The organism is Halosegnis longus (genome assembly GCF_009663395.1).
Taxonomy (GTDB): domain Archaea; phylum Halobacteriota; class Halobacteria; order Halobacteriales; family Haloarculaceae; genus Halosegnis; species Halosegnis longus.
Window position 1 is genome coordinate 1,438,743 of record NZ_QKNW01000001.1, and the last position, 24,303, is coordinate 1,463,045.

Genomic DNA, 24,303 nt, shown 5'->3' on the forward strand with positions numbered 1-24,303 from the left:
GCAAAAAACAGGAAAGAGAGAGAATCGAGCTTACGGCGCTTCGCCGCCGAACTCCTCGATGAGTTCGGGAACCACGTCGAAGAGGTCGTCGACGATTGCGTAGTCGGCGATGTCCATGATGGGCGCGTTCGGGTCCGTGTTGATGGCGACGATGGTGTCGGAGCCCTTCATGCCGGCGACGTGCTGGACGGCACCGGAGATGCCGATGGCGATGTACACGTCGGGCGTGACGACCTTGCCGGACTGGCCGACCTGTCGGTTCTTCGGGAGCCAGCCGTTGTCGACGATGGGTCGCGACGAGGAGAGGGTCGCGCCGAGCGCGTCGGCGAGTTCCTCCACGAGCGGGAGATTGTCCTCCTCCTCGATCCCGCGGCCGACGGACACGAGGATGTCCGCGTCGGCGATGTCGACGTCGCCGGAGCCGACCTCCTCGAAGCCGGTGACCGTCGAGCGGACGGCCGACTCGTCGAGGTCGAAGTCGAAGGCCGCGACCTCTGCGTCGCCCGTGCCCTCCGCTTTCGCCCACTCTGCCGGGCGGATGGTGAGCGCGAACTGGTCGGCCTCGATATCGACGGTCGTCTCGACCTTCCCGCCGTACTGCTCGCGGGTGATCTCGGGCGTGCCCGAGGCGTCGAAGTCGACGGCGTCTGTGACGAGCGGCACGTCGAGCTGGCCGGCGACGGCCGGCGCGAAGTCCAGCCCGTTCACGGTGTTGGCCATGAGCACGGCGTCCGGCTCGTGGGCCTCGGCCATCGCGGTGACGGCCTGCGTGTAGATGTCGTGGTTGAACTCCTCGCCCTCCGCGACGGTGTGGATGGCGTCGACGCCCTCACGGTTCAGCTGGTCGGCGTAGCCGTCCACGTCGCCGCCGATGACGGCAAGATGGAGTTCGCCGCCGAGGTCATCAGCGAGCTGGCGGCCGGCGGTAATCAGTTCGAACGAGGGGTCGCGAAGCTCGCCGCGGCGGTGCTCGGTGACGGCGAGGACGGTCATGCTCGGACACCTCCGGTGGAGAGCATGACGTCGTCAGACACGGCGTGTCTGACTGGAGTCATCCCTCGACCACCCCCGAGTCACGCAGGAAGCTGGCAAGCTCCCCGGCGGTCTCGTCGGCAGAGCCCTCCCAGATGACGGCGTCGCTCTCGCTTTCCGGCTCGTACATCGAGGTGAGATCGACCGACGTTTCGAGCACGGACTCCTCCAGTCCGAGGTCGTCGAGCGTCTGCACGTCGAGCGGCTTGCGCTGTGCCTGTCGAATCCCGCGCAGCGAGGCGTACCGCGGCTCGTTGATACCCGTCTGGATGGTGAGCACGGCCGGTCCCTCCACGTCGGTCAGCTCCTCGACGCCGCCTTCGAGTTCACGCCGCACCGAGGAGTCGTTCGCCTCCACGTCGTGTTCGAGGTCGTTGACGACCGCGGCCCACTCGTAGCCGACGCGTTCGGCGAGTGCGACGCCGGTCGCGCCGAAGGCGTCGTCGCCCGACTGGACGCCCGTCAGGACGAGGTCGGGGTCCTCCTCCTCGACGACGGCCTCCAGTAGCTGGGCCTTGGTGCCGGGGTCGAGGAACTCCGCGCCGGCGATGGCGTCGTCCCACACGCGCAGCGCGCGGTCTGCACCCTTCGCCAGTGCCATGCGGATGGTTTCGTCGGCGCGTTCCGGGCCGACGGTGACGGTGACGACTTCCACGTCGTCGTTCGCCTCCGACAGCTGGACGGCCTCCTCGATCGCGTAGTCGTCCCACTCGTTGAGGTCGTATTCGAGATAGCTCTCGTCGACGTCGAGTCCGTCGATGGTGAACTCGTCGTCCACTTCGGCCACCTCCTTTACAGTGACAAGTACCTTCATCGTTCTCGGTTACAATTGACGCCGGTTCGGGGTTAAGCGTTTCCGAACCGTACTTACTTGTCGTCGATGTCGCCGACGCCCTCACCCGGCAGCGAGATGAGATTCTCCCGACCGATGCGGAGCTTCTCGATTTCGTCCGCCTCGTCCATCGCCGACAGCAGCTGTGACACCTTCGCGTTCGACCAGCCCGTCTCCTCGACGATCGTTCCCTGTTTCATCCGGCCGTCGTTCGCCTCCAACAGCCGGAGGACGCGCTCCTCGTCGGAGAGCAGCTCCGGGTCCGGCTCGCCGTCCTCGCCCACGGGCGCTGTCTTACCGGACGCTGGCTCGTCGGTGTCGTCGGCCGTGGCGGCACCACCGGCGACGGCTCCCCCGGCCCCGCCGTCGGTCCCGCTTGCGGGCGTCCCGTCTCCACTCACGTTCGGCTGTCGCTGCCACCAGAGATACCCCCCGGCGAGGATGACCACGATGAGGACACCGATGCCGCCGAGCACCGCAGCCGAAGGCCCGTTCGGTCCCGGCGTCGACGTGTCGCCCGTGTACGTGATTTGGCCGAGATACCCGGGGGTGAAGCTCTGTCGTCCCTCCCAGCGCAACACGCCGTTGTTGACCGGGACGGGAGCCGTCTCGACGCTGTACCCCTCGGGCGGGCGAATCACGAGCGCCTGGTCGCTCGCGAGCCCGGGCAGCCACGTTCCGTCGGTCGTGTTGAACGCGTCGCCGAGCCGGTAGGTCTCGCCGGTCGTCTCTGCGAAGTTAGCCCACTCGAATCGCAGGGAGAGCCGGCCGATGCGCTGGCCGTCCACGGTCGTCGTGTTCGCCTCGTACTCGACGGCGCGAATCGACATCTCCCGACCGGGCGCGCCGCGTGCTGCCGCCTCTCTGAACGTCTCCGCGTCGTACGCGAGGTCCGCCTCGCCGGCCTCGAACCGCGCCGCGAGCCGCTCGAACGCCTCCGTCTCGTTTTCCGTCGCCAACTGGAACTGCGTCGACACCGTCCAGTCGGCGTCGCCGCTGGGCGTCAACTGCACGTCGAAGGTCGTCGCCGCCGGCCGTAGCTCCTGTTGTGTGGTGTGGCCCGTCGCTACGCCGCCGCCCGCTCCCGCGGAGAGAGCGAGCGCGACGAGAAGCAACCACAGGAGGGGGCGGCACTCGGACCGCATGTCTTCGGATGTGCCGGCCGCCAGCAAAACGCTTTCCATCCCACTGACACTGTCGTCCCGTGGGAGCGACGGGATTTTTATTACGGCCAGCCACAGTAGCTGTATGGCTGGCCCCCGCCGTGTTCCGTCCGGTCGCGGTCTCCTCACCGCCCTCCTCGCGGTTTCACTCGTCGTCTCCTCGGGTCTCGCGCTCCCCGTCTTCGGAGCACCGACCCCAACCGAGTCGGCCGAACCGACAGAGGTGACCGCCGACGCTACGCAGCCGGTCGTCCCGCAGGCGAACACCTCCGGCTATCTCGCGCTCGGCCCCGAACGCATCGAGACGAGCCGGATTGTGACCGTCGGGCTCGACCCGGCGGGTGCAAACGCCGTCACGACCGCCCGCCTTCGCGGCGAGTTCGAATCCGAACGGCTCAGAGAGCGGTTCGCCAACGCCGAAACCGACGAGACCCGCCGGCGCGTCATCGAAAACACCAGCGCTCGCATTGAGGCGGAAATCGCCGCACTCGAAGCTCGCCAGCAGACCGCACTCGACGCCTACAACAGCGGCGAGATTCCCGCCTCGGCGTTCGTCCGCGAACTCGTCGCGGTCGACACGACGGCGAGTGAACTCGGCGAAACCATCGACCAGCTGTACACCTACGACAGCGCGGTCGGCACCCCGGTCCCGGAACGCGACATCGCCCGGATGAAAGCACGGCTCATCCCGCTGCAGGGACCGGTCCGTGACCGACTCGCCGCGCACATGGCAGACGGGACGCCCCGACGCGTCCACCTCACGACGGCCGCCGACGGACTGGTGCTCTCGACGATAATCGAAGGGGAGTTCTCGACCCGATACCTCCGTGAGTCGCTCGTCGGCTCCGCCTTCGATAATCAGTTCACCGACAAGCCAATCAGCATCACCGACGACTTCGTCCCCCGACTGGAGGAGCTGTACCCGTGGGTGTTCGGCTCCGACCGCCGGTCGAACACCGCCCTGACGAACGAGCCGTACTACGTGCAGGCCGGCATCTACGGGATGGCCGTCAACCACCCGCACGGCGGCTCCGGTGCCAACGACCTCGTCGTCTACTACGACGCCGACACCGATGCCATCTTCCGTGAAATCCAGCGCAAGGACGTGAGTACGGTCCCGACTGAGTCGGTCACCGCGACCAACGACGCGTACCGGCTCGTCGTCGAGACGACCCACGCCGACGGTCCCCTCGGCATCCGCGTCGAGAACACGACGACCGGCGAGACCGTCGAGTCCGGCGTCTATCTCGACGGCGAGGCACTCGGTGTCACTGACGGCGCGACCCACTGGACGGTCACGCCGCGCGGCCCGTTCACGGTCACCGCCATGACGCCGACCGGAAACGTCACCGCGACGGTCGGGCCGGACACCTAAATACGGAGCCGCGCCAGACGGCGCATGTCACGGACACGTGCCGTCGCGCCCGCCCTCGGTGCTATCTGTCTACTCGCCGTTACCCTCCTCACGAGCGTCGGCGTCGGCGCGACCGCGATGGCGTTCTCGCCCGCGGAGCCGGCTCCACAGGCGACGGTCGAACTCGCCGCTACCGGTGAGGGCACCGTCACACTCACGCACGCGGGTGGCGACCACCTCCGGACGGACGACCTCTCCGTCCACATCGCCGTCGACGGGGAGTCGGTGCGACACCAGCCTACGATTCCGTTCGTCGGGAGCCGCGGCTACGTCGGTTCGCCATCGGGAGTGTTCAACGCCGCGGGTGACGGGAACTGGACCGCGGGCGAGCGGGCTAGTCTCCGACTCGCGGCGAGTAACGCGCCCGACCTGTCCGCCGGGGCCACCGTGACCGTGGTCCTCCGAACGGAGCGCGGCGTGGTGGCGCGGCTGTCGACGACTGCAGTATAAACAGCGGGCTACGGTGACGGGACCGGCGATTCGGTTTCGGCGTCAGGTTCCGCCTCCGGGACGGTCGCGACGGTCGTGATGGCACGGGGGGTTCCGGGTTTGCGCTGCTGGATGTGGTGGTCGAACTCCTCGTAGCCGGCTTCGGTGAACATGCGGTCGCCCTCCTCCTCGTCGTAAAACAGCATGATGGCGTCAGCGAGCTTCTGGAAGACGACCGAATCCGGGTAGTCCGGCCCGACCACGAGGACGGTGCCGCCGGGCTTGGTGACGCGACGGAACTCTTCGAGCGCGGCGACGGGGTTGGGCCAGTACTCGATGGAGCCGGACGACCACAGCTTATCGAAGGTGTCGTCGGCGAAGGGGAGCCGCTCGGCGTCGCCGCGGTAAAAGCGCACGTCGCCGTCGCGGCCGAACTTGGCGAACGCCTTCGACAGTTGGCCGTCCGACTGGTCGAGTCCGTGCACGTCGTCGGTGTACTGGAGGATACCCTCGGTCGCGAAGCCGGTGCCACAGCCCACGTCGAGCACGCGGTCGCCGGCGTCGATGTCGAACCACTCTAACGCCTGGTCGCGCATCTGCTCGTTCCAGATGAACGGGTTGACGGTGTCGTACAGGTTCGAGAAGTACCGGTAGAACACCCGGGCACGCGCTTTGTTCTCCAGGAATCCCATTATCCGTGTATCGGCCCCGACGACCAAATGTGTGCGGATTCCCCCGGTCGTGTCGGCGCGCGTTCCGCAACTCCCATATACACTGTGGTACAATCCCCGCACGATACGAATATGGCGAGGCCAGATGTTCTCGAAGAGGTCAAGACGGCCGAGCAGGAGGCCGAGGAAATCATCGCGCAAGCCGAACAGAAGCGCGAGGAACTAATCACCGACGCGCGCCGCGAAGCAGAAGAGATTCGCGAGGACGCCGAAACCGAGGCGACGGAGCTGAAAGAGGAGCGACTCGCCGAGGCCCGCGAGGAAATCGAGGCCGAGGCCGACGAGATTCGCGAGAAGGGCGAAGCACAACGCGAGAAGCTCACGAACCGGGCGGCCACCCGCGAGGAGGAGGTGGTCGAGGACATCCTCGGACGATTCACGGAGGCGGTCGATGCTCAGACCTGAGCAGATGAGTCGGGTCTCGGTGACGGGGTCCAAACGCGTCATGGACGAGGTCATCGAGACCATCCACGAGCTTCGGCTGTTCGACATGACCGACTACGACGGCGAGTGGGAAGGGTTCCAGCCCGGCGACCCCGTCGAGGGTGCAGAAGACGCCTCCGAGAAGCTGGTCACCGTCCGCTCGCTCGAATCGCTGCTCGACATCGACGGCGACGACTTCGAGGGCGACCCGCTCCGTCTCGACGACGCCGACCTCGCCGACCGGCTCGCCGCCATCCGCACCGAGGTCAACGCGCTCGACGACCGACAGGACGAACTCGAAAGCGACCTCCGCGAGGTCGAGGAGTCGCTCAACGGCGTCGAGCCGTTCGTCGACCTCGGCATCGACCTCGACCTGCTGCAGGGGTACGACAACCTCACCGTCATCGTCGGACAGGGCGACCGCGACGAGGTCCGGCGCACGCTCGTTGAGACCGACGGCGTCGACCAGTACCAGCTCTTCGGCGACGGCGAGACGCTGGCCGCCTTCGTCGCGCCCGCCGACGCGGCCGTCTCGGACGCGCTCGTCAGCGCGGACTTCACGCAACTGGAGATTCCCGACACCGACGCCGACCCCGAGGGGTACGTCGCGGACCTCCGCGACCAGAAGGAGAGCATCGAGGCCGAACTCGAAGACATCGAAGCGGAGCTCGCCGACCTCGCCGACGAACACGCCGAGTTCCTGCTGGCCGCAGAAGAGCGGCTCACCATCGACGTGCAAAAACGCGAAGCCCCCCTCTCGTTTGCGACGACGCGCAACGCCTTCGTCGCCGAGGGGTGGCTCCCCTCCGAGCAGTATCTCGACCTCGCCGAGCGGCTCAAGGACCGCGTGGGCGACCACGTGGACGTCGAGGAACTCGAACAGGCCGAGTACGAGGACGGCCACGCCGCGGACCACGGCACCGAGGAGGTCGCCGCGGACGGCGGCCACGCGGAACAGCCGATGAGCGACGGAACGCCGCCGGTCGTCCAGGACAATCCCGGCCCGGTCAAGCCGTTCGAGTCGCTCGTCGCCGTCCTGAACAAGCCGAAGTACTCCGAACTCGACCCGACGATCGTCTTCTTCCTCACCTTCCCGGTGTTCTTCGGGTTCATGATCGGCGACCTCGGCTACGGGCTCATCTACATGGGCATCGGCTATCTGATGATGCGCTCGCTGGATTCGGACATCATGCGCGCACTCGGTGCGGTCGGGCTGCTCTCTGGTTTCTTCACCGCTGTCTTCGGTGTGTTGTACGGGGAGTTCTTCGGACTTCACCAGCTCGGATACGCGATCTACCCGAGCGGCAGCGCACCGATGCACAAGGGCCTCCAGCCGTACTACCAGGAGTACGCGCTCGCGTGGATGATGCTCAGCGTCGTCGTCGGCGTGCTCCATCTCGTCGCCGGCCGCGTGCTCGACTTCGTGAACAACCTCAAACACGGCGTCGGCGAGGCGTTCATGGAGAGCGGCTCGTGGATTCTCTTCACCGTCAGCCTCTGGGCGTGGATTCTCTCGCACACGGCACTCAGCGCCAAGCCGGACTTCCTGTTTACCTCCTTCGCACAGGCGGGCCAGACGAATCCCGTCACGGGCGCGACTATCGAATCGAGCGAGGTCGTCTACTCGCTCGGCTTCAACGGCTTCCCGGCCATCGACGTGTTTTCGGTCGCCGGATTCGCCATCGACGCCGTGCTGCTCGTCGTCGTGGCGTCGCTCGCGCTCGTCATCAAGGCGGAAGGCGGTATCGGGCTCGTCGAGTCCGTCACGCAGGGCTTCGGTCACGTCATCTCGTACGCCCGAATCGCCGCCGTGTTGCTGGCGAAGGCCGGGATGGCCCTCGCCGTGAATCTGCTCGTCTTCGGCGCGTATCTGGAGGGCGGTGAGTTCCACCTCATCTTCTTCTCCGACCACGCGCCCGCCGCGGAGAACGTCGTCTTCTCCGGGCTGGTGAACGTCGATGGCGGACTCGCGATGGTGCTCGGCTTGCTCGCCGGCATCCTGGTGCTCGTGTTAGGCCACATGCTCGTGCTCGTGCTCGGCGTGACCTCTGCCGGGCTGCAGGCCGTGCGTCTGGAGTACGTGGAGTTCTTCGGGAAGTTCTACGAGGGTGGCGGCCGCGACTACACCCCGTTCGGACAGGAGCGACGGTACACGGCCGACGAGTAACCCCCGCGTCTTCTCTTTCGACTGACTTAATCACGGCGCTTCGTATTCCGGCGCGTGAGGTGCTCCACGACGCGTTTGGGAAGGTTTATTTGATGGCCGCAACGACTTTGGCCTGTTCGGAAACACAATGTTCGAGATTGCCACCACGCTGTTCAGCAGTATTGCACCTCTACTACAGAGCGGTTCCGACGCGGCTTCTTCCTCCCCGGCGCTCACGGCATCCGGTGCCGCAGCGCTGTCCGTCGGGCTTGCGGCGCTGGCAGCGGGGTACGCAGAGCGAGGTATCGGGTCGGCGGCCGTCGGCGCGATGGCCGAGGATGACAGCCTGTTCGGCCGTGGCCTGATTCTGACGGTCCTGCCGGAGACGCTCGTCATCTTCGCACTCGTCGTCGTCTTCGTCGTCTAAACAGCGCAGCCAACTTTTCCAATCAATGAGCCTTGATACGGTCGTAGAGGACATTCGAGATGATGCCCGCGCGCGTGCGGAGGAGATACGCGCAGAGGGTGAACGCCGCGCCGACGAGATCGTCTCGGAGGCGGAGGCGGACGCCGAGGAAATCATCGAGACAGCAGAACAGGACGCACAACAGGAGATCGAACGCGAGCGCGAACAGCGCCTCTCGTCGGCCAAACTGGAAGCGAAACAGGCCCGGCTGGAGGCCCGCCGCGAAGCCCTCCAGGACGTTCGCGAGCAGGCCGGGCAAGCGGTCGCCGCCATCGACGGCGACGAGCGCGAGGAACTGACGCGCACGCTGCTCGATGCCGCCGCGACCGAGTTCGAGGACGCCTCGACGGTCGAGGTGTACGGTCGCGGCGAGGATGCCGACCTGCTCGAGTCGATTCTCGAGGAGTACGACGGCTTCGAGCTGGCCGGCGAGACGGAGTGTCTTGGCGGCGTCGTCGTGGAGGCCGAGGAGTCGCGCGTCCGCGTGAACAACACCTTCGACTCCGTGCTCGAGGACGTGTGGGAGGATAATCTGAAAACGATCTCCGAGGAGCTGTTCGAGGAACGATGAAGCTCGGACAGGAGGACGGGACGGCGAACTACGAGTACGTGACCGCACGTGTTCGTTCGCGCCGCTCGGCCCTCTTCGACGAGAGCGACTACCGGAAGCTCGTCCGGATGGGGCCAAGCGAGATCGCGCGCTTCATGGAGGAGTCGGAGTACGAACGCGAGATGAACGCGCTCGGCACCCGCTTTTCCGGCGTCGACCTGATCGAGTACGCCCTCAACGAGAACCTCGTCAAGCACTTCGACGACGTGCTCAACTGGGCGGACGGGAAGCTGTACGATTACATCGCCCGATATCTCCGCAAGTTCGACGCGTGGAACGTGAAGACGGTGCTCCGTGGGATCTACTCCGGATCGACCCCGACGGAAATCGACGACGACCTCATCGAGGCCGGCGAACTCTCCGATGAGCTGCTCGGCCGACTGGTCGAGGCCAACTCCGTCGAGAACGTCATCGAACTGCTGTCCGGCACGCTGTTCGGCGACGCGCTCGAAGACGCCTACGAGCTGTACGAGTCGGAAGGCATCCTCGTGCCGCTGGAGAACGCAGTCGACCGCGCCTACTACGCGAATCTCCAGTCGAATCTCCCGCGCAACCCGAACCGCGCGGAGGAGCTGTACATCGAGTTCGTCCAGGCGGAAGTCGACTTCCGGAATCTCCGGAACGCCCTGCGTATCGCGCGGTCGGGTGCGGATATCGACCCCGCCGAGTTCTACATTGAGGGCGGTCGGCTGTTCGACGACGACGAACTCCGCCAGCTGGCGAACAACCCCGATGAATTAGTCGCTCGCGTCCGTGACTCGACGTACGGTGACGAGTTGGACGAGGCGCTCACCGAACTCGACGGCGCACAGAACCTCATCGCGTTCGAGCACGCGCTCGACGCGGCGCTGCTCGAGTACTCACACACGCTGTCGAACCGCTATCCGCTGTCGGTGTGTCCGGTGCTCGCGTACGTGCTCGCGAAGGAACGTGAGGTCGACAACATCCGCGCCATCGCACGCGGTCGCGAAGCCGGGCTCAGTCCCGAAGAGATCGAAACGGAGCTGGTCATCGTATGAGCCAAGAGATCGGAGTTATCGGCAGCCCGGAGTTCACGACCGGGTTCCGACTGGCGGGGGTGCGCCGCTTTGCGAGCGTCCCCGCCGACGAGAAGGACGAACAACTCGACAGCGCAGTCGAGGAGATGCTCGAAGACGACGGTATCGGTATCGTCGTCATGCACGACGACGATATGGAGTATCTCTCACGAACCGTGCGACAGGACGTCGAAACGAGCGTCGAACCCGTGCTCGTCACGCTCGGCGGTGGGGCCGCCTCCGGCGGTCTCCGCGAGCAGATCAAACGAGCAATCGGTATCGACCTGATGGACGAGGAGGAAGACTAACATGAGCCAAGCACAGGAAACCGACACCACGCAAAACGGTGTCATCGAGAGCGTGAGCGGTCCGGTCGTGACCGCCACGGACCTCGCCGCCAAGATGAACGATGTCGTCTACGTGGGCGACGAGGGTCTGATGGGCGAGGTCATCGAAATCGAAGGGAACATCACCACCATCCAGGTGTACGAGGAGACCTCGGACGTCGCGCCCGGCGAGCCGGTCGAGAACACCGGCGAGCCGCTCTCCGTCGACCTGGGACCGGGAATGCTGGACTCCATCTACGACGGCGTCCAGCGCCCGCTCGACGTGCTCGAAGAGCAGATGGGCGCGTTCCTCGACCGCGGCGTCGACGCGCCGGGCATCGACCTGGAGAAGGAGTGGGAGTTCGAGCCGACCGTCTCGAAGGGCGACTCCGTCGCCCCCGGTGACGAGGTCGGCGTCGTCGAGGAGACGGTTCAGATCGACCACAAGGTGCTCGTTCCGCCACAGTACGACGGCGGCGTCGTCGCCGAGGCACACGAGGGCGAGTTCACGGTCGACGAGCCGGTCGTCGTGCTGGAAAACGGCGAGGAAATCGCGATGCGACAGGAGTGGCCTGTCCGCGAGCCCCGCCCGACCCAGGAGAAGGAGACGCCGAAGACGCCGCTCATCTCTGGCCAGCGCATCCTCGACGGGATGTTCCCGCTGGCGAAGGGCGGGACGGCGGCGATTCCGGGACCGTTCGGCTCCGGGAAGACCGTCACCCAACACCAACTCGCCAAGTGGGCCGACGCGGACATCGTCGTCTACGTCGGCTGTGGCGAGCGCGGCAACGAGATGACGGAGGTCATCGAGGACTTCCCGGAGCTGGAAGACCCGGTTACGGGGAACCCGCTCATGTCCCGGACGTGTCTCATCGCGAACACGTCGAACATGCCGGTCGCCGCACGCGAGTCCTGCGTGTACACGGGTATCACCATCGCGGAGTACTACCGCGACATGGGGTACGACGTGGCGCTGATGGCCGACTCCACTTCGCGGTGGGCAGAGGCCATGCGCGAGATCTCCTCTCGACTGGAGGAGATGCCGGGCGAGGAGGGGTACCCCGCGTACCTCGCCGCCCGACTCTCGGAGTTCTACGAGCGCGCCGGGAAGTTCACGAACATCAACGACACGGAAGGCTCGATTTCGGTCATCGGGGCGGTGTCGCCGCCGGGCGGTGACTTCTCCGAGCCGGTGACGCAGAACACCCTCCGTATCGTGAAGACGTTCTGGGCGCTGGACGCGGACTTGGCCGAACGCCGGCACTTCCCGTCCATCAACTGGAACGAGTCCTACTCGCTGTATCAAGACCAGCTCGACCCGTGGTTCCGCGACAACGTCGCGGACGACTGGCCGGAACAGCGCCAGTGGGCCGTCGACACGCTCGACGAGGAGAGCGAGCTCGAAGAGATCGTCCAGCTCGTCGGCAAGGACGCGCTGCCGGACGACCAACAGCTCACGCTCGAGGTCGCCCGTTACCTGCGTGAGGCGTATCTCCAGCAGAACGCCTTCCACGACGTGGCGACGTTCTCCGAACCGGAGAAGACCTACCGGATGCTCGGTGCCATCAAGACGTTCAACGACGCGGCGTTCGAGGCGCTCGAAGCCGGTGTCCCGGTCGACGAGATCACCGACATCGACGCCGCGCCCCGGCTGAACCGGATGGACACCACCGAAGAGTACGAGGAGTTCATCGACGAACTGGAAGCCGACATCGAATCACAGCTACAGGAGAAGTACTGAACCATGCAAAAAGAGTACAAGACAATCACGGAGATCAGTGGGCCGCTCGTGTTCGCGGAAGTGGACGAGCCGGTCGGCTACGATGAGATGGTCGAAATCGAGACGCCGAACGGCGAGACCCGCCGTGGACAGGTGCTCGAATCGACGAGCAAGTTCGTCGCGATTCAGGTGTTCGAGGGAACCTCGGGCATCGACAAGGAGTCCTCGGTGCGGTTCCTCGGCGAGACGCTCCAGATGCCGCTGACGGAGGACCTGCTCGGACGCGTCCTCTCGGGGTCGGGTGAGCCGATCGACGGCGGTCCCGAAATCGAGCCGGACGAGGAGCGGCCAATCGTCGGTGCGGCAATCAACCCGACGGCCCGCGAGTACCCGGAGGAGTTCATCCAGACGGGCGTGAGTTCCATCGACGGGATGAACACGCTCGTGCGCGGCCAGAAGCTCCCTATCTTCTCGGGGTCGGGGCTGCCGCACAACGACCTGGCACTCCAGATTGCACGACAGGCGACCGTCCCGGAAGAGGGCGAAGACGAGTCGGAGTTCGCAGTCATCTTCGGCGCGATGGGTATCACCCAAGAGGAGGCGAACGAGTTCATGGACGACTTCGAGCGCACCGGCGCACTCGAACGCTCCATCGTCTTCATGAACCTCGCGGACGACCCCGCAGTCGAGCGGACGGTCACCCCGCGGATGGCACTCACGACGGCGGAGTATCTCGCCTTCGAGGAGGATTACCACGTCCTCGTCATCCTGACGGACATGACCAACTACTGCGAGGCGCTGCGCGAAATCGGTGCCGCACGCGAGGAGGTGCCGGGTCGCCGTGGCTACCCCGGCTACATGTACACCGACCTCGCACAGCTGTACGAGCGAGCCGGCCGCATCGAGGGGCGTGACGGCTCCGTCACGCAGATTCCGATTCTCACGATGCCGGGTGACGACGAGACCCACCCGATTCCGGACCTGACGGGCTACATCACGGAGGGACAGGTCATGATGGACCGCGACCTCCACAGCCAGGGGTACGAGCCGCCGGTGAACGTGCTCCCGAGCCTGTCGCGGCTGATGGACGACGGTATCGGCGAGGGGCTGACCCGCGGCGACCACGCCGACGTGAAAGACCAGATGTTCGCGGCGTACGCGGAGGGTGAAGACCTGCGCGACCTCGTGAACATCGTCGGTCGCGAGGCGCTCTCGGAGCGTGACAACCGCTATCTCGACTTCGCGGACCGCTTCGAGACGGAGTTCATCGACCAGGGCTTCGAGACGAACCGCGACATCGACGAGACGCTCGACCTCGCGTGGAAGCTCCTCTCGATGTTCCCGAAGACGGAACTCAACCGTATCGACGAGGAGGCCATCGAGCAGCACTACCACGAGGACGCCGCGACCGACGACGAAGCCGAAGAAGTCACGGCCGACTAACCGCGCGTCTCTTTCTCCTTGTCGTCGCGAGCCGCTGGCTCGGGTGAACGCGCCGGTTCGCGCGCTCGTTGGCCAGCGAAGGAAACGACTAACTCCCTCGCGTCGGAATGAGTTGGTAATGGCGACAGACGTCAAACCCACTCGGAAGAATCTGATGGCGATCGAAGATCGCATCGAACTCTCCGAGCAGGGCCACGACACGCTCGAGAAGAAGCGTGACGGACTCATCATGGAGTTCATGGACATCCTCGACCAGGCGAAGGACGTCCGTGAGAACGTCGACGACCAGTACGAACGCGCCCAGCGCGCCATCAACATGGCGCGCGCGATGGAGGGTGACGTGGCCGTCCGCGGTGCCGCCTCGGCGCTCACCGAACACCCCGAAATCACGACGGAGTCGATGAACATCATGGGCGTCGTCGTCCCGCAGATCGAGTCCTCGAAGGTGAAGAAGAGCCTCGACGAGCGCGGCTACGGCGTGCTCGGCACCTCCGCGCGCATCGACGAGGCCGCCGACGCCTACGAGGAGCTCATCGAGACCATCATCCTCGCCGCGGAGGTCGAGACCGCGATGAAGGAGATGCTCGAAGAGATCGAGAAGACCAAACGCCGCGTCAACGCGCTGGAGTTTACGCTGCTGCCGGACCTGTACGAGGCACAGGAGTACATCGAGCAGAAGCTCGAAGAACAGGAGCGCGAGGAGATCTTCCGCATGAAGAAGATCAAAGCCAAGAAGGAAGAACAAGAACGCGAGGAGGCGGAAGCCGAAGCCGAGGAGGCAGACGCCGAGGAGGCCGCGCTCGCCGACGACTGACGCGACCAGATTTCTCTTATGTTCGGGCGGTGAGCGGTCCGTATGGTCGCTACCACCGCCCTCGTCGTCGCTGGCTTACTCGTCGTGAGCGCCTTCTTCTCCGCGAGTGAGACCTCTATCTTCTCGCTCGAGTCACACCGCGTCGCCGCGATGGGCAGCGACGGCACCGGGTCGGGCGGGACCCTCGCCCGACTGCGGGACGACCCACATCGACTGCTCATCACGGTGCTCGTCGGCAACAACGTCGTCAACGTCGCCATCGCGTCGGTGACGACCGCGGCCTTCGTCGGCCAGTTCGGCCCGGAACGCGGACCGCTGGTCGCGACCGCCGTCGTGAGCGTGCTCGTCCTCCTGCTCGGTGAGATTATCCCGAAGAGCTACGCGGTCGGGAACGCGGAGTCGATTGCACGCGCGGTCGCCCGCCCGATTCGGCTGCTTCAGATCCTGCTCTCGCCCGTCGTGACGGTGTTCGACACCATCAACGAGGGCGTACGACGGCTCATCGGCGGGGCACGCGACATCGAGCGACCGTACGTCACGCGCGAGGAGCTGTCGGCGCTCGTCGAACTGGCGGGCGAGACGGGCGTGCTCGATGCCGACGAGCGCGACCTCATCGGTCGGCTCTTCAGATTTAACGACGTGACGCTCCGTGAGGTGATGGTGCCACACGGCGACCTCGCCGTCGTGGACGCGGACGCGACCGTCGCGGACGCGCTCGACCGTGCGGCGATCGAACGGACGAGCCGACTCCCCGTCAACGACGGCGAGCGGTTCGTCGGCCACGTCGACGTGCGCGACCTCATCGACGGTGCCCCCGACACCAGTGTCCGCGAGTTCCTGTTGCCCGTCGCCTACGCCTACGAGGGCCGCGAGGCCGACGACCTGCTTCGCGAACTCCAGGAGCGACGCATCGAACTCGCGGTCATCACCGACGACGCCGAGCGCGTGCAGGGGCTCGTGACCATCGAGGACCTGCTGGAGGAACTCGTCGGCGAGGTGTTCGACGCCGGCGAGCCGCGGCCGGTCTCGCGCATCGGCCCGGGCCGCGCGAGCGTCCGCGGTGATACGGCGGTCGCGACCGTCAACGACGCGCTCGATCTTGGACTTCCCGACTACGGCGACGGCTCCGTCGCCGACCTGCTCGCGCGTGAACTCGGCGAGTCGCTCGATGCGGGCGATTCTGTCGCCATCGGGGACGCCCGGCTGACGGTGCGGTCGCTGTCGGACGACGGTCGGGTACAGCGGGCGCTGGTCGAGCGCAGCGAAACAAAGTGAAAATCGGTCGGCGTGCGGTGCGAGATGGGAGTGTGGGTTGGGCCTACTTCACATCGCGCCGCCCATGCCACCCATGCCGCCCATGCCGCCGCCCATACCGCCCATGCCGCCTGCGCCGGGACCGCCAGCGGGTCCGTCGTCGTCGTCCTCACCGGTCTTGCCCCCGACGAGGTCACCGGCCGCGATGACGTCGTCGATGCGCAGAATCATGACGGCCGCCTCGGTGGCGGACTCGACTGCCTGGGTCTTGACTCGGAGCGGCTCGACGACGCCGTCTTCCTCCATGTCGACCACGTCGCCGGTGTAGGCGTCCAGCCCGGCGGTCGTGGAGCCGTCGGCGTGTTGTGCACGCAGGTCCACGAGCGAGTCGATGGGGTCGAGTCCGGCGTTCTCCGCGAGCGTGCGCGGAATCACGTCGATCGCGTCGGCGAAGGCCTCGACGGCGAGCTGCTCGCGGCCCCCGACGGAGTCGGCGTACTCACGCAGACCGAGCGCGAGCTCGGTCTCGGGTGCGCCACCGCCCGGCAGCACCTTCCCCTCTTCGAGGGTCGTGCGGACGACGCCCAGCGAGTCGTCGATTGCGCGCTCGACCTCGTCGACGACGTGCTCGGTCCCTCCGCGGAGCACGAGCGTGACGGACTTGGCCTCCTCGACGTCCTCGACGAAGACCTTCGTGTCGCCGCCGATTTCCTTCTCCGCGACGGAGCCGGCGAAGCCGAGGTCGTCCTCGGTGATGTCGTCGAGGTTCGAGACGATACGCGCGCCCGTCGACCGCGAGAGCGCCTTGATGTCGGACTTCTTGGCGCGGCGCACGGCGAGGATACCCTCCTCGGCGAGGTAGTGCTGGGCCATGTCGTCGATGCCCTTCTGACAGAAGACCACGTCGGCACCGACGGCCTTCAGCTGGTCGACCATCTCGCGAAGCTGCTGTTCCTCCTGGTCGAGGAACTGCTGGAGCTGGTCCGGGTCCGTGACGTTCACCTCGGCGTCGATTTCGGTCTCCTTGACCTCGATTGGCGTGTCGAGCAGGGCGATGTTCGCGTCCTCGACGAAGTACGGCATGTTCTCGTGGACGCGCTCCTTGCCGACGATGACGCCCTCGACGAGGTTGGACTCGCCGACGGAGCCGCCGACGACCGTCTGGACGTTGATGTTGTCCGTGTCGATACCGTCGTCGTCTGCGACCGCGCGCAGCGCGTCAACGACGAGCGCCGCGAGCGTGTCCTTCGCGTTCTCCGCGCCCTTGCCGGTCATCGCGGTGCCGGCGATCTGTTCGAGCACTTCGGTGTCGTCGGCGTCGACGTCGATAGCGATATCCTCGAGAATCTCCTTCGCCTTCGAGGCTGCCTCTCGATACCCCTGTGCGAGAATCGTGGCGTGGATGTCCTGGTCGAGAAGGTCCTCCGCCTTCGCGAGCAGTTCGCCCGCGATGACGACGGAGGTCGTCGTTCCGTCGCCGACCTCGTCTTCCTGTGTTTCGGCGACCTCGACGATCATGTTGGCCGCGGGATGTTCGATGTCCATCTCCTGGAGGATGGTGACGCCGTCGTTCGTGACGACGACGTTGCCCGTGTCGTCCACGAGCATCTTGTCCATCCCCTTCGGACCGAGCGTCGTCCGAACGGACTCGGCGACGGCCTGCCCCGCGGTGATGTTCATCGACTGTGCATCCTTTCCAGACGTGCGCTGGCTGTCGTCGGAAAGTACGATAAGCGGCTGATTACCCATCTGCTGAGCCATAGACAGTCGAATGAATGTTCGCGATTCTATATAAATGCTTCGAACGTGGCTACCCAAAACCGCACGACGGCGCGCTACTCGTTCACACGACCCACCCGCCGATTACGTTTCCGGCTCCTCGAACTCCACGCCGTCGTTGTCCGGGTCGGAGTCGACGGTGAACTCGATGTCCGCGTCCGCCGGCGTCGCGGGACCGCCGTCGTTGAACTCGTGGTACCCCATCCCCTCCTGTTGCATCTCGTTGTGCTGGCGCTCGAGATACGAGTACACCGCGCCGTGTGGTGCGCCGTCGATGATCATATCGACCGCCGAGCGAACCACGTCGACCTCCTTCGGACTGCCGATGATGCCGAGCGTCTTGCCGTAGATGACGACCGACGCGCCCGACAGCTCCTCCATCAGCTCGCGGGTGCGGCCGTTCTCGCCGATGAGCCGGCCCTTCTTGCGTTCGAGGTCGTTCTGGTTGCGGGTGACCGCGTCGATGTCCACGAGGTCGAACATCCGCATCTCGTTGTCGAGGAGGGTGAGCGCGTCGTCGGGGTGGAAGCCGCGGCCGATGGCGCGCACGATGTCCGGCCCGTTGAGCGCGGCAATCGGGTCGCCGACCGCCTCGATTTCGACGCTGCCGGTCTCGGAGTCGATGTTGAGTCGGACCTCCGCCTTCTCTTCGATTTCGCGCATCGTCTCCCCACCGGCACCGATGAGCACACCGATGCGGTCTTCGGGAATACGAACGTGTTGCATACCCGACGTTGCCGACCGAGAATGATAAGCGTTCGTTCCGACGCGTTCGACCGTCACTCCACCGGTCGCTCGAACAGGTCCTCTGGCTGTGACTCCCCGCCGACCTCGGTCGTCACCGTCTCGGTCCGCTCGAAGCCGTGGCCTTCCAGGAAGCTCCGCGCCTGCTGATTGCCGGACAACACGCCGGCCCGCAGTCGGTCGACCGACTGAGCACGCGCCGCATCGAGAACCTCCCCGAGCAGTGCCGTTCCGACGCCCGCCCGCTGGTGGTCGGGGTGGACGTAGAGGGTGAACAGCTCCACCTCGTCGGCGAACGTCTGTTGGGCGGAGCCGAAGCCGACGAGTTCCCCGTCGCGTTCGGCGACGAGAAACAGCAGGTCCTCGCGCTCGCTTACCACCTCGCGCAGGAACCCGGGGTCGTACAGGCGGTCGACGGCCGTCTCGATCTGGTCGCGCGAAAGCGTGCCGGGGTAGGTGTCCCACCACGCTGCGTCCGCGACCTCGCGAATCGCGTCCACGTCCTCCGGCGTTGCCGGGCGAATCTCGGGCATACCGGCTATTCGCACCCCGACGGGTACTCCTTGCGGTCCGACCGCTCGATGCTGTGGACGGAGCCGTCGGCCTCGACCGTCCCCTGTATCGACGCCCCGCCGGCGCGGTAGGTGACGCCGACGCTCCCGTCGTCGATGTCGTAGTCGATGTTTCCGGCCGCGAGGAGCCGCCACGACGAGGTGGTCGTCGGGTCGACGCCGTTGTCGTACAGGAACCCCTGCACGGCGGGGTGGAAGACGAACGGCGTCGCCGCCGCGGTGCGCGACTGGCTCCCACACCGGTCACACCCCCACACCAATTGTGGGCTGTCGCCGTCGTCCACGAACTCGCTGTCGAGCCGGCCGGCGCAGTTGTCACAGAAGCCGGCGGTCAACTGCTCGAACAGCGTCCGGAGCCAGCGGTCGAGCGCGCCCGGGAGTTCGTCGGTCGCGTACTGGGCGAGTGTCCCCGGCGGGAAGGTGAAGGCGATCTGCCACGCCTCGCAGTGGGGGCAGGCGAGTCGGGCCACGTCGTCGGCGTAGCTGGCCGTAATCGGTGCGGTCTCACACTCCGGGCAGGGGTCGTCGACATCCGTCTCCGATAGGGTCGCGTCGGCGGTGTAGGTACCGGCGACGAGTGCGCCGACGACGCGCCGGCCGGCGAGCGTGAGTTCGTAGCCGGCGTCCGTCTCCCGGACGAAGGTGCCCACCAGCTTCCGGAGGTGGTAGTTGAAGCGGCCGGAGTCCCGTTCCTCCACCGTGTCGCGCAGCGTCGAGAACACCATCGGCGGGTCGCCGTCGGCGAGCGCGCGCAGAATATCCACCCGGAGCCGGTTGCCGAGCAGGCCGAACACCTCCTCGGGCGGCTCGTGTTCGATGGCGGGGTCGCTCATACCTCCCCTTCGCATCTGCGCACAAAAACCTCGGCTATGGCTCGGGTTCGGGGTCCGTCACGTACGACAGCAGCTCCTCGCCGGTCGCGTCGTGACCCTGGCGGGTGAAGAAGGCGGCAATGTTCTCACAGTCGCGCTCGAGGAACTCCCGGCTGTTCGGGTGGTGGACGGTGACGGCTTGCCCCAGATCGAGCACGTATATCTCGTCGTCGTGGACGACGATGTTGTACTCCGAGAGGTCACCGTGGATGAGTCCCGCCCGGTAGAGCCGGCGCATGTACTCGCGGACGACCTCGAACGCCGTCTCGGGGTTCTCGACCGACACTTCGTTGAGCCGCTTTGCTCGCTCGCCGTCCCGGCCCAGAAACTCCATCACGAGGACGTTCCGCTGGACGGCAATCGGGTTCGGGACGCGCACGCCCGCCGCCTGTGCGCGCCGGAGATTCGCGAACTCCTTGCGCGTCCACGCGACGACGACCTTCTTCTTGTCGGAGCCGATGCCCTCGAATCGCGGGTCGCCGTCGAGATACTCCCGCATCGCGCGGAAGTCGGAGGCGTTGATGCGGTAGATTTTGACCGCCACGTCGTCGTCGTCGCTGGCGGCGAGATACACGTTCGCCTCCTTTCCCGTCGAGAGCGGGCCGCCGAAGGCCCGGATGTGGCCGTCCTGCACGAGCTTGTACAGCGCACCGAGGGTCGCGTCGTCGAAGACGGAGGCTTCGACCTTGAACTGGTCTGCGTCCTTGATGCGCTTCCGGAACTCCTGGAACTCGCGGTCCTGGACGCGGGCGATGCGGTCGCTCTCGTCGTCGGACACGTCGAGTTCCTCCCACTCGTCGCCGGGCGTGTCGACGTCGTCCGCGTCGATGAGGTCGTAGTCGCTCACAGCGAGACGTGGCCCTCCTCCCGCAGTCGCTCGGCCGCGCGATTGTCGTAGCGCCACGTCACGTCGGCCTTCTCGTCCTGCCAGTCCCACGGCTCCACGAGCACGATGTCGTCGTCGCGAATCCAGACGCGCTTTTGCATCCGGCCGGGGATGCGCGCGGTCCGCTGTTTCCCGTCTGCACACTGCACCGCGACGCGGTTCGCCCCCTGCATCTGTTCGACGCGGGCGAACACTTCGTCGTCGCCGGGGAGGCGCAACTCCTCGTTGTCCATACCCGAACGTGGACACCGAGACGTAAAACGGTTCGAACTGCCAACCGGAACGTGCGCATTTATCATGATGGGGCCTCCCGGTCCGTGTATGCGCGCAGTTGTCTTCGACGAACCCGGCGAAGAGATGGCCATCGAGGAAGTGCCGACGCCCGAGTGTCCCCCGGACGGCGTCGTGGTCGAGACGGAAGCCTGCGGGGTCTGTCGCTCCGACTGGCACGCCTGGCAGGGCGACTGGTCGTGGGTCGGCGTCGAATCGAAACCGGGGCTCATCTTCGGTCACGAACCGGTCGGCATCGTCCAGGAGGTCGGCCCGAACGTCGAGTCCATCGAGGTGGGCGACCGCGTGACGAACCCGTTCAACCTCGCGGACGGCTCCTGTCCGATGTGCCAGCAGGGCCACCAGAACGTCTGTGAGCAGTCCGTCCCGATGGGCTTCGTCGACTTCTCGAAGGGTGCCTTCGCCGAGGAGTACGCCGTCCACGCGGCCGACACCAACGTCGTCACCCTCCCCGACGACGTGGACCCGGTTGCGGTCGCCGGTCTCGGCTGCCGTTTCGCCACCGCCTTCCACGGGATTACCCAACGTGCCGACCTCGGTGCGGGCGACTGGGTCGCCGTCCACGGCTGTGGCGGTGTCGGTCTCTCTGCTGTCCACGTCGCCGACGCGCTCGGCGCGAACGTCGTCGCCGTCGACCTGAAACAGGACGCCCTCGACAAGGCCGCGGAGCTCGGCGCGAGCCACACGGTCAAAGTGGACGAGGTCGATGACGTTCCCCGCGCGGTGAAGGGGTTCACGCCGCGCAACCGCGGTGCCGACGTGAGCGTCGACGCCCTCGGTATCGCCCAGACCTGTCGCAACTCCGTCCGCAGTCTCTCCACGCTGGGCCAGCATCTCCAGATCGGACTCACCACCAGCGAGGAAGAGGGTGAGGTGTCGCTCCCCGTCGACGAAATCGTCTTCGACGAACGCGAGTTCCTCGGCTCCTACGGGATGCCCGCCCACGAGTACGAGGATATCTTCCGGATGATGGATGCCGGCACCATCGACCCCGGTGCTATCGTCTCCGAGACGGTCTCGCTCGAAGAGGTGCCAGAGACCATCGCCTCGATGGGCGACTACGACACGGTCGGCATCCCCGTCTGTAACGAGTTCTAACTACATTTATCCCGGCCGCCGCCGAGCGTCGGCGTATGGACACCGACGCAGTTCGCGAGTGGCTCGGGTCGCGCGGCGAGTACGGCGTGTTCGCGCTCCTTCTCGGTCTCGTCGTCGTCGCAACGCGCGACAAACGCATCGCCGCCGGCGTCGCGACCGTCGTGGTCGGACTCGGGCTCGTCGCCGGCGGGTTGGTCGACACCGCTCTCGAAAAGATGGGGATGAAGGGCGCGCTCTAGCTCTGTTCGGTCTGTCGGTCGGCCCGGTGTTCGCTGATGAGCTCCTCCACCATCGACTCGGTCTGTTCCTGCTGGCGCTCGGCTTCCGCCTCGCGCCACCCTTCGAGCACCGTCTCCACCTCCGACTCGTCGGCGACGGCGAGTTCATCGATTTCCCGAACCGTCACGTCCTCGGCCGGGCCGTACGGGACGGATTCGGCGTGTAACACTTCCTTCGCCTGCTCCGAGAGCGTCCCGTTTTTCAGGACGACGCGCGGGTCGATATCGGCAAGCAGTTCGGCCGACGACCGCCCCGCACCCGAGGCGTCACGCAGGAGAATCACGTCGTCCTCGGCGAGCCCGAAGGAGTCGTCCGCGGCCTCGATGTCGCCGACGGTGAACTGCTCGATTGGCTTGACGGGGACGAGGTCGGTCTCCTCGCCGGCGACGCTGGCGAAGTTGGAGTGGTCCAGCTTCCAGAGCCGCTTCAGCTGTTCGAGCTTCTTTTCGACCTGTTCGGTCTGTTCGCGTTCGGTTTCCAGTTTCTCCTCCAGACGCTCGTTCTCGCGGCGGAGCCGCGTCACCTCGCGGCGTTCGCGCGCCTCCCGGCGCTCCTCGCGTCGGGCGGCCGATAGCTCCTCCTCGTACTCCTGCAGCTCGGCGTCCTTCTGTTCGACCGTCTCCTTCAGGCTCTCGACGTGAGACTCCAGTCGGTCGATGCGGTCGCGCAGGTCGTGAATCTCTTGCTCCTCGGCGGTGAGTTCGCGAGCGCGGTGTTCGGTGCCCTCCTCGTCGTCCTCCTCGTCGATGACCATCCGGTCGATGACGGCCTCGACCGACGCCTCCTCGCTGAGGACGGTCGCGGTCACCTCACCGCGGTCGAACTGGGGGGGAATCTTGCGCGCGATGCGCTCGAACTGGTCCGCGTGCGCGTCGAAGGCGAACAGCGCCGCCGCCAGCGCGTCCCGCTCGTGGTCGTTGTCCCACGACGCCTCCCGGGTCCGGTGTTTCTTCTCGTCGACGGGGAGGTCACGCTCGGGTTCCCACCCCGCCGCGTCGAACGAGCGGCGGAACTTCTCGACCGTCTCGGGCATCGGCTCCACGTCCGCGGCGACGAGCAGCGGGCGACCGCGCTCGATGAGCCACTCGGTGATGTCGGCGCGGTCGGCCGTCCGCGTCGAGTACACGTCCAGCGGATTCCCGTCCAGGTCGACGAGCGCGACGGCCGTCGTGGTGCCGGGGTCGATACCGACGATGACGTGGTCGCGCCGCTTGACGAGCGGCTCGAACTCGATGCCGTCGCGGCGCTCTCGCTCGATTTCCACGCGCACGTCGCCGCTCCGTGACGACGAGACGGGAATGTCGCTCGGCTTTGCTTCGACGGTGAAGACGGCCTGTGAGTAGCCGCCGTACTTCTCTGTCACGTCCTGCTCGAAGTCGAGATTCGCGTCCGTCAGTTGGGCCTCGACCTCGCGGCTCCGCTTGCGGACGTTGCCGTGGATGCGTCTGGTGTAGCGGTCCTGACTCCAGCCGCCCTTCCCGGTCGAGCGGCCGCGTGCGACCTTCACCTCGGTGCGGTCGGCGAAGGCGGTCACCTCCTGGCCGACGTTCGCGGCCGCGAGCCGCGCGGCCGCCTCGGCCTCCTTGATGGGCTGTTTCCCGTAGGGGACGCCGTGGCGCTTTGCCACCCGCGAGAGGGGTTCCGGCTGTTGGGCACCGGTCACCTGCACCAGCGTCGTCGCCTCGGGGATGTCGCGCAAAAATCGGACGAGCGCGTCGGTGTCTTCGGCGAGTTCGTACACGTTGTCCGTCGCGACGATGTCCGGCTGCTCGCGGTCGATGAGCCGGCGGAGCTTCCGGTACGACACCACGTCCCGGTCGACGTTCTCGCCGTCGAAGGCCACGACCGCGTAGGATGGTGCATCACCGCGGATGTCGCCACTCTGGATATCCACCCCGAAGATGACGCTGTCGAGCGCGGTGGTGCGTGTGCTCATGGAGAC

At 66.2% G+C, this 24,303-nt stretch carries 25 protein-coding genes; 14 read left to right on the forward strand and 11 right to left on the reverse strand.

Features of this window, described 5'->3' with window-relative positions; translation table 11 throughout:
• Positions 1-30 precede the first annotated feature (30 nt).
• Genes DM818_RS07800 through DM818_RS07810 form a run of 3 tightly spaced genes read right to left on the reverse strand, consistent with a single transcriptional unit; the run spans position 31 to position 3,009 of the window.
• Positions 31-993, reverse strand: coding sequence for an electron transfer flavoprotein subunit alpha/FixB family protein (locus tag DM818_RS07800; RefSeq protein WP_075937296.1), 963 nt, complete (start codon positions 991-993; stop codon positions 31-33).
• Between the two features lie 58 nt (positions 994-1,051).
• Complete coding sequence (locus DM818_RS07805) at positions 1,052-1,846, reverse strand: electron transfer flavoprotein subunit beta/FixA family protein (protein ID WP_075937295.1); 795 nt, start codon at positions 1,844-1,846, stop codon at positions 1,052-1,054.
• 53 nt (positions 1,847-1,899) lie between these two features.
• Entirely contained in the window at positions 1,900-3,009 is a 1,110-nt protein-coding gene (locus DM818_RS07810) for a helix-turn-helix transcriptional regulator (RefSeq protein ID WP_075937294.1), read from the reverse strand.
• A gap of 103 nt (positions 3,010-3,112) precedes the next feature.
• On the opposite strand from DM818_RS07810, the gene DM818_RS07815 reads away from it, so the two are divergent.
• Positions 3,113-4,402: a DUF7096 domain-containing protein gene (locus DM818_RS07815; protein WP_075937293.1), complete on the forward strand. Its 1,290-nt coding sequence runs from the start codon at positions 3,113-3,115 to the stop codon at positions 4,400-4,402.
• Positions 4,403-4,426: 24 nt separating this feature from the next.
• Positions 4,427-4,891, forward strand: a complete 465-nt coding sequence (locus tag DM818_RS07820) for a type IV pilin N-terminal domain-containing protein (protein ID WP_075937292.1) — start codon at positions 4,427-4,429, stop codon at positions 4,889-4,891.
• An 8-nt stretch (positions 4,892-4,899) separates the two neighbouring features.
• Here the strand turns inward: DM818_RS07820 and DM818_RS07825 are convergent, their stop codons facing one another.
• Complete coding sequence (locus DM818_RS07825) at positions 4,900-5,562, reverse strand: methyltransferase domain-containing protein (protein WP_075937291.1); 663 nt, start codon at positions 5,560-5,562, stop codon at positions 4,900-4,902.
• 111 nt (positions 5,563-5,673) lie between these two features.
• Here DM818_RS07825 and ahaH point away from each other — a divergent pair, with 111 nt between their 5' ends.
• From ahaH to DM818_RS07875, 10 genes are all read left to right on the forward strand, one after another.
• Complete coding sequence (gene ahaH / locus DM818_RS07830) at positions 5,674-6,006, forward strand: ATP synthase archaeal subunit H (RefSeq protein ID WP_075937290.1); 333 nt, start codon at positions 5,674-5,676, stop codon at positions 6,004-6,006.
• Positions 5,993-8,191, forward strand: a complete 2,199-nt coding sequence (locus DM818_RS07835; protein WP_123124496.1) for a V-type ATP synthase subunit I — start codon at positions 5,993-5,995, stop codon at positions 8,189-8,191. Before ahaH ends, DM818_RS07835 begins: the two co-directional genes overlap by 14 nt.
• A gap of 127 nt (positions 8,192-8,318) precedes the next feature.
• On the forward strand, positions 8,319-8,597 hold the full coding sequence (locus DM818_RS07840) for a F0F1 ATP synthase subunit C (RefSeq protein WP_075937288.1): 279 nt from the start codon (positions 8,319-8,321) through the stop codon (positions 8,595-8,597).
• Positions 8,598-8,622: 25 nt separating this feature from the next.
• Positions 8,623-9,207 carry a V-type ATP synthase subunit E gene (locus DM818_RS07845; RefSeq protein ID WP_075937287.1) on the forward strand — a complete coding sequence of 195 codons (585 nt, stop codon included), beginning with the start codon at positions 8,623-8,625 and terminating at the stop codon, positions 9,205-9,207.
• A complete protein-coding gene (locus DM818_RS07850; protein WP_075937286.1) occupies positions 9,204-10,265 on the forward strand; it encodes a V-type ATP synthase subunit C in 1,062 nt (353 codons plus the stop codon). Before DM818_RS07845 ends, DM818_RS07850 begins: the two co-directional genes overlap by 4 nt.
• Positions 10,262-10,591 carry a V-type ATP synthase subunit F gene (locus DM818_RS07855; RefSeq protein WP_075937285.1) on the forward strand — a complete coding sequence of 110 codons (330 nt, stop codon included), beginning with the start codon at positions 10,262-10,264 and terminating at the stop codon, positions 10,589-10,591. Before DM818_RS07850 ends, DM818_RS07855 begins: the two co-directional genes overlap by 4 nt.
• Before the next feature lies 1 nt (position 10,592).
• Positions 10,593-12,350 carry an ATP synthase subunit A gene (locus tag DM818_RS07860; protein ID WP_075937284.1) on the forward strand — a complete coding sequence of 586 codons (1,758 nt, stop codon included), beginning with the start codon at positions 10,593-10,595 and terminating at the stop codon, positions 12,348-12,350.
• 3 nt (positions 12,351-12,353) lie between these two features.
• Positions 12,354-13,772 (forward strand): ATP synthase subunit B, encoded by a 1,419-nt coding sequence (locus tag DM818_RS07865; protein WP_123124495.1) that lies wholly within the window; start codon positions 12,354-12,356, stop codon positions 13,770-13,772.
• Between the two features lie 118 nt (positions 13,773-13,890).
• A complete protein-coding gene (locus tag DM818_RS07870) occupies positions 13,891-14,586 on the forward strand; it encodes a V-type ATP synthase subunit D (protein ID WP_123124494.1) in 696 nt (231 codons plus the stop codon).
• A gap of 42 nt (positions 14,587-14,628) precedes the next feature.
• A complete protein-coding gene (locus DM818_RS07875; protein ID WP_075937281.1) occupies positions 14,629-15,861 on the forward strand; it encodes a hemolysin family protein in 1,233 nt (410 codons plus the stop codon).
• A gap of 48 nt (positions 15,862-15,909) precedes the next feature.
• Here DM818_RS07875 and thsA read toward each other — a convergent pair whose 3' ends face one another.
• The 6 genes from thsA to eif1A all read right to left on the reverse strand — a co-directional run bounded on the left by thsA (position 15,910) and on the right by eif1A (position 20,926).
• Entirely contained in the window at positions 15,910-17,589 is a 1,680-nt protein-coding gene (gene thsA / locus DM818_RS07880) for a thermosome subunit alpha (RefSeq protein WP_153952697.1), read from the reverse strand.
• 114 nt (positions 17,590-17,703) lie between these two features.
• A complete protein-coding gene (locus tag DM818_RS07885; RefSeq protein WP_079988896.1) occupies positions 17,704-18,345 on the reverse strand; it encodes a KH domain-containing protein in 642 nt (213 codons plus the stop codon).
• Between the two features lie 53 nt (positions 18,346-18,398).
• Entirely contained in the window at positions 18,399-18,896 is a 498-nt protein-coding gene (locus DM818_RS07890; protein WP_123124492.1) for a GNAT family N-acetyltransferase, read from the reverse strand.
• A 5-nt stretch (positions 18,897-18,901) separates the two neighbouring features.
• Positions 18,902-19,768, reverse strand: coding sequence for a winged helix-turn-helix domain-containing protein (locus tag DM818_RS07895; RefSeq protein ID WP_123124491.1), 867 nt, complete (start codon positions 19,766-19,768; stop codon positions 18,902-18,904).
• 34 nt (positions 19,769-19,802) lie between these two features.
• Positions 19,803-20,654: a serine/threonine-protein kinase Rio1 gene (gene rio1 / locus DM818_RS07900; RefSeq protein WP_075937277.1), complete on the reverse strand. Its 852-nt coding sequence runs from the start codon at positions 20,652-20,654 to the stop codon at positions 19,803-19,805.
• On the reverse strand, positions 20,651-20,926 hold the full coding sequence (eif1A, locus tag DM818_RS07905; RefSeq protein ID WP_075937276.1) for a translation initiation factor eIF-1A: 276 nt from the start codon (positions 20,924-20,926) through the stop codon (positions 20,651-20,653). Before eif1A ends, rio1 begins: the two co-directional genes overlap by 4 nt.
• Before the next feature lie 88 nt (positions 20,927-21,014).
• Between eif1A and DM818_RS07910 the strand changes: the two genes are divergently transcribed.
• The gene (locus DM818_RS07910; protein ID WP_075937275.1) at positions 21,015-22,082 is read left to right on the forward strand and encodes a zinc-dependent alcohol dehydrogenase family protein; all 1,068 of its coding nucleotides are present in this window, start codon (positions 21,015-21,017) and stop codon (positions 22,080-22,082) included.
• 35 nt (positions 22,083-22,117) lie between these two features.
• Complete coding sequence (locus DM818_RS07915; RefSeq protein WP_075937274.1) at positions 22,118-22,321, forward strand: DUF7470 family protein; 204 nt, start codon at positions 22,118-22,120, stop codon at positions 22,319-22,321.
• Here DM818_RS07915 and DM818_RS07920 read toward each other — a convergent pair.
• Entirely contained in the window at positions 22,318-24,297 is a 1,980-nt protein-coding gene (locus DM818_RS07920) for a DUF460 domain-containing protein (RefSeq protein WP_075937273.1), read from the reverse strand. The two genes, DM818_RS07915 and DM818_RS07920, sit on opposite strands and share 4 nt — an antisense overlap.
• Positions 24,298-24,303 lie beyond the last annotated feature (6 nt).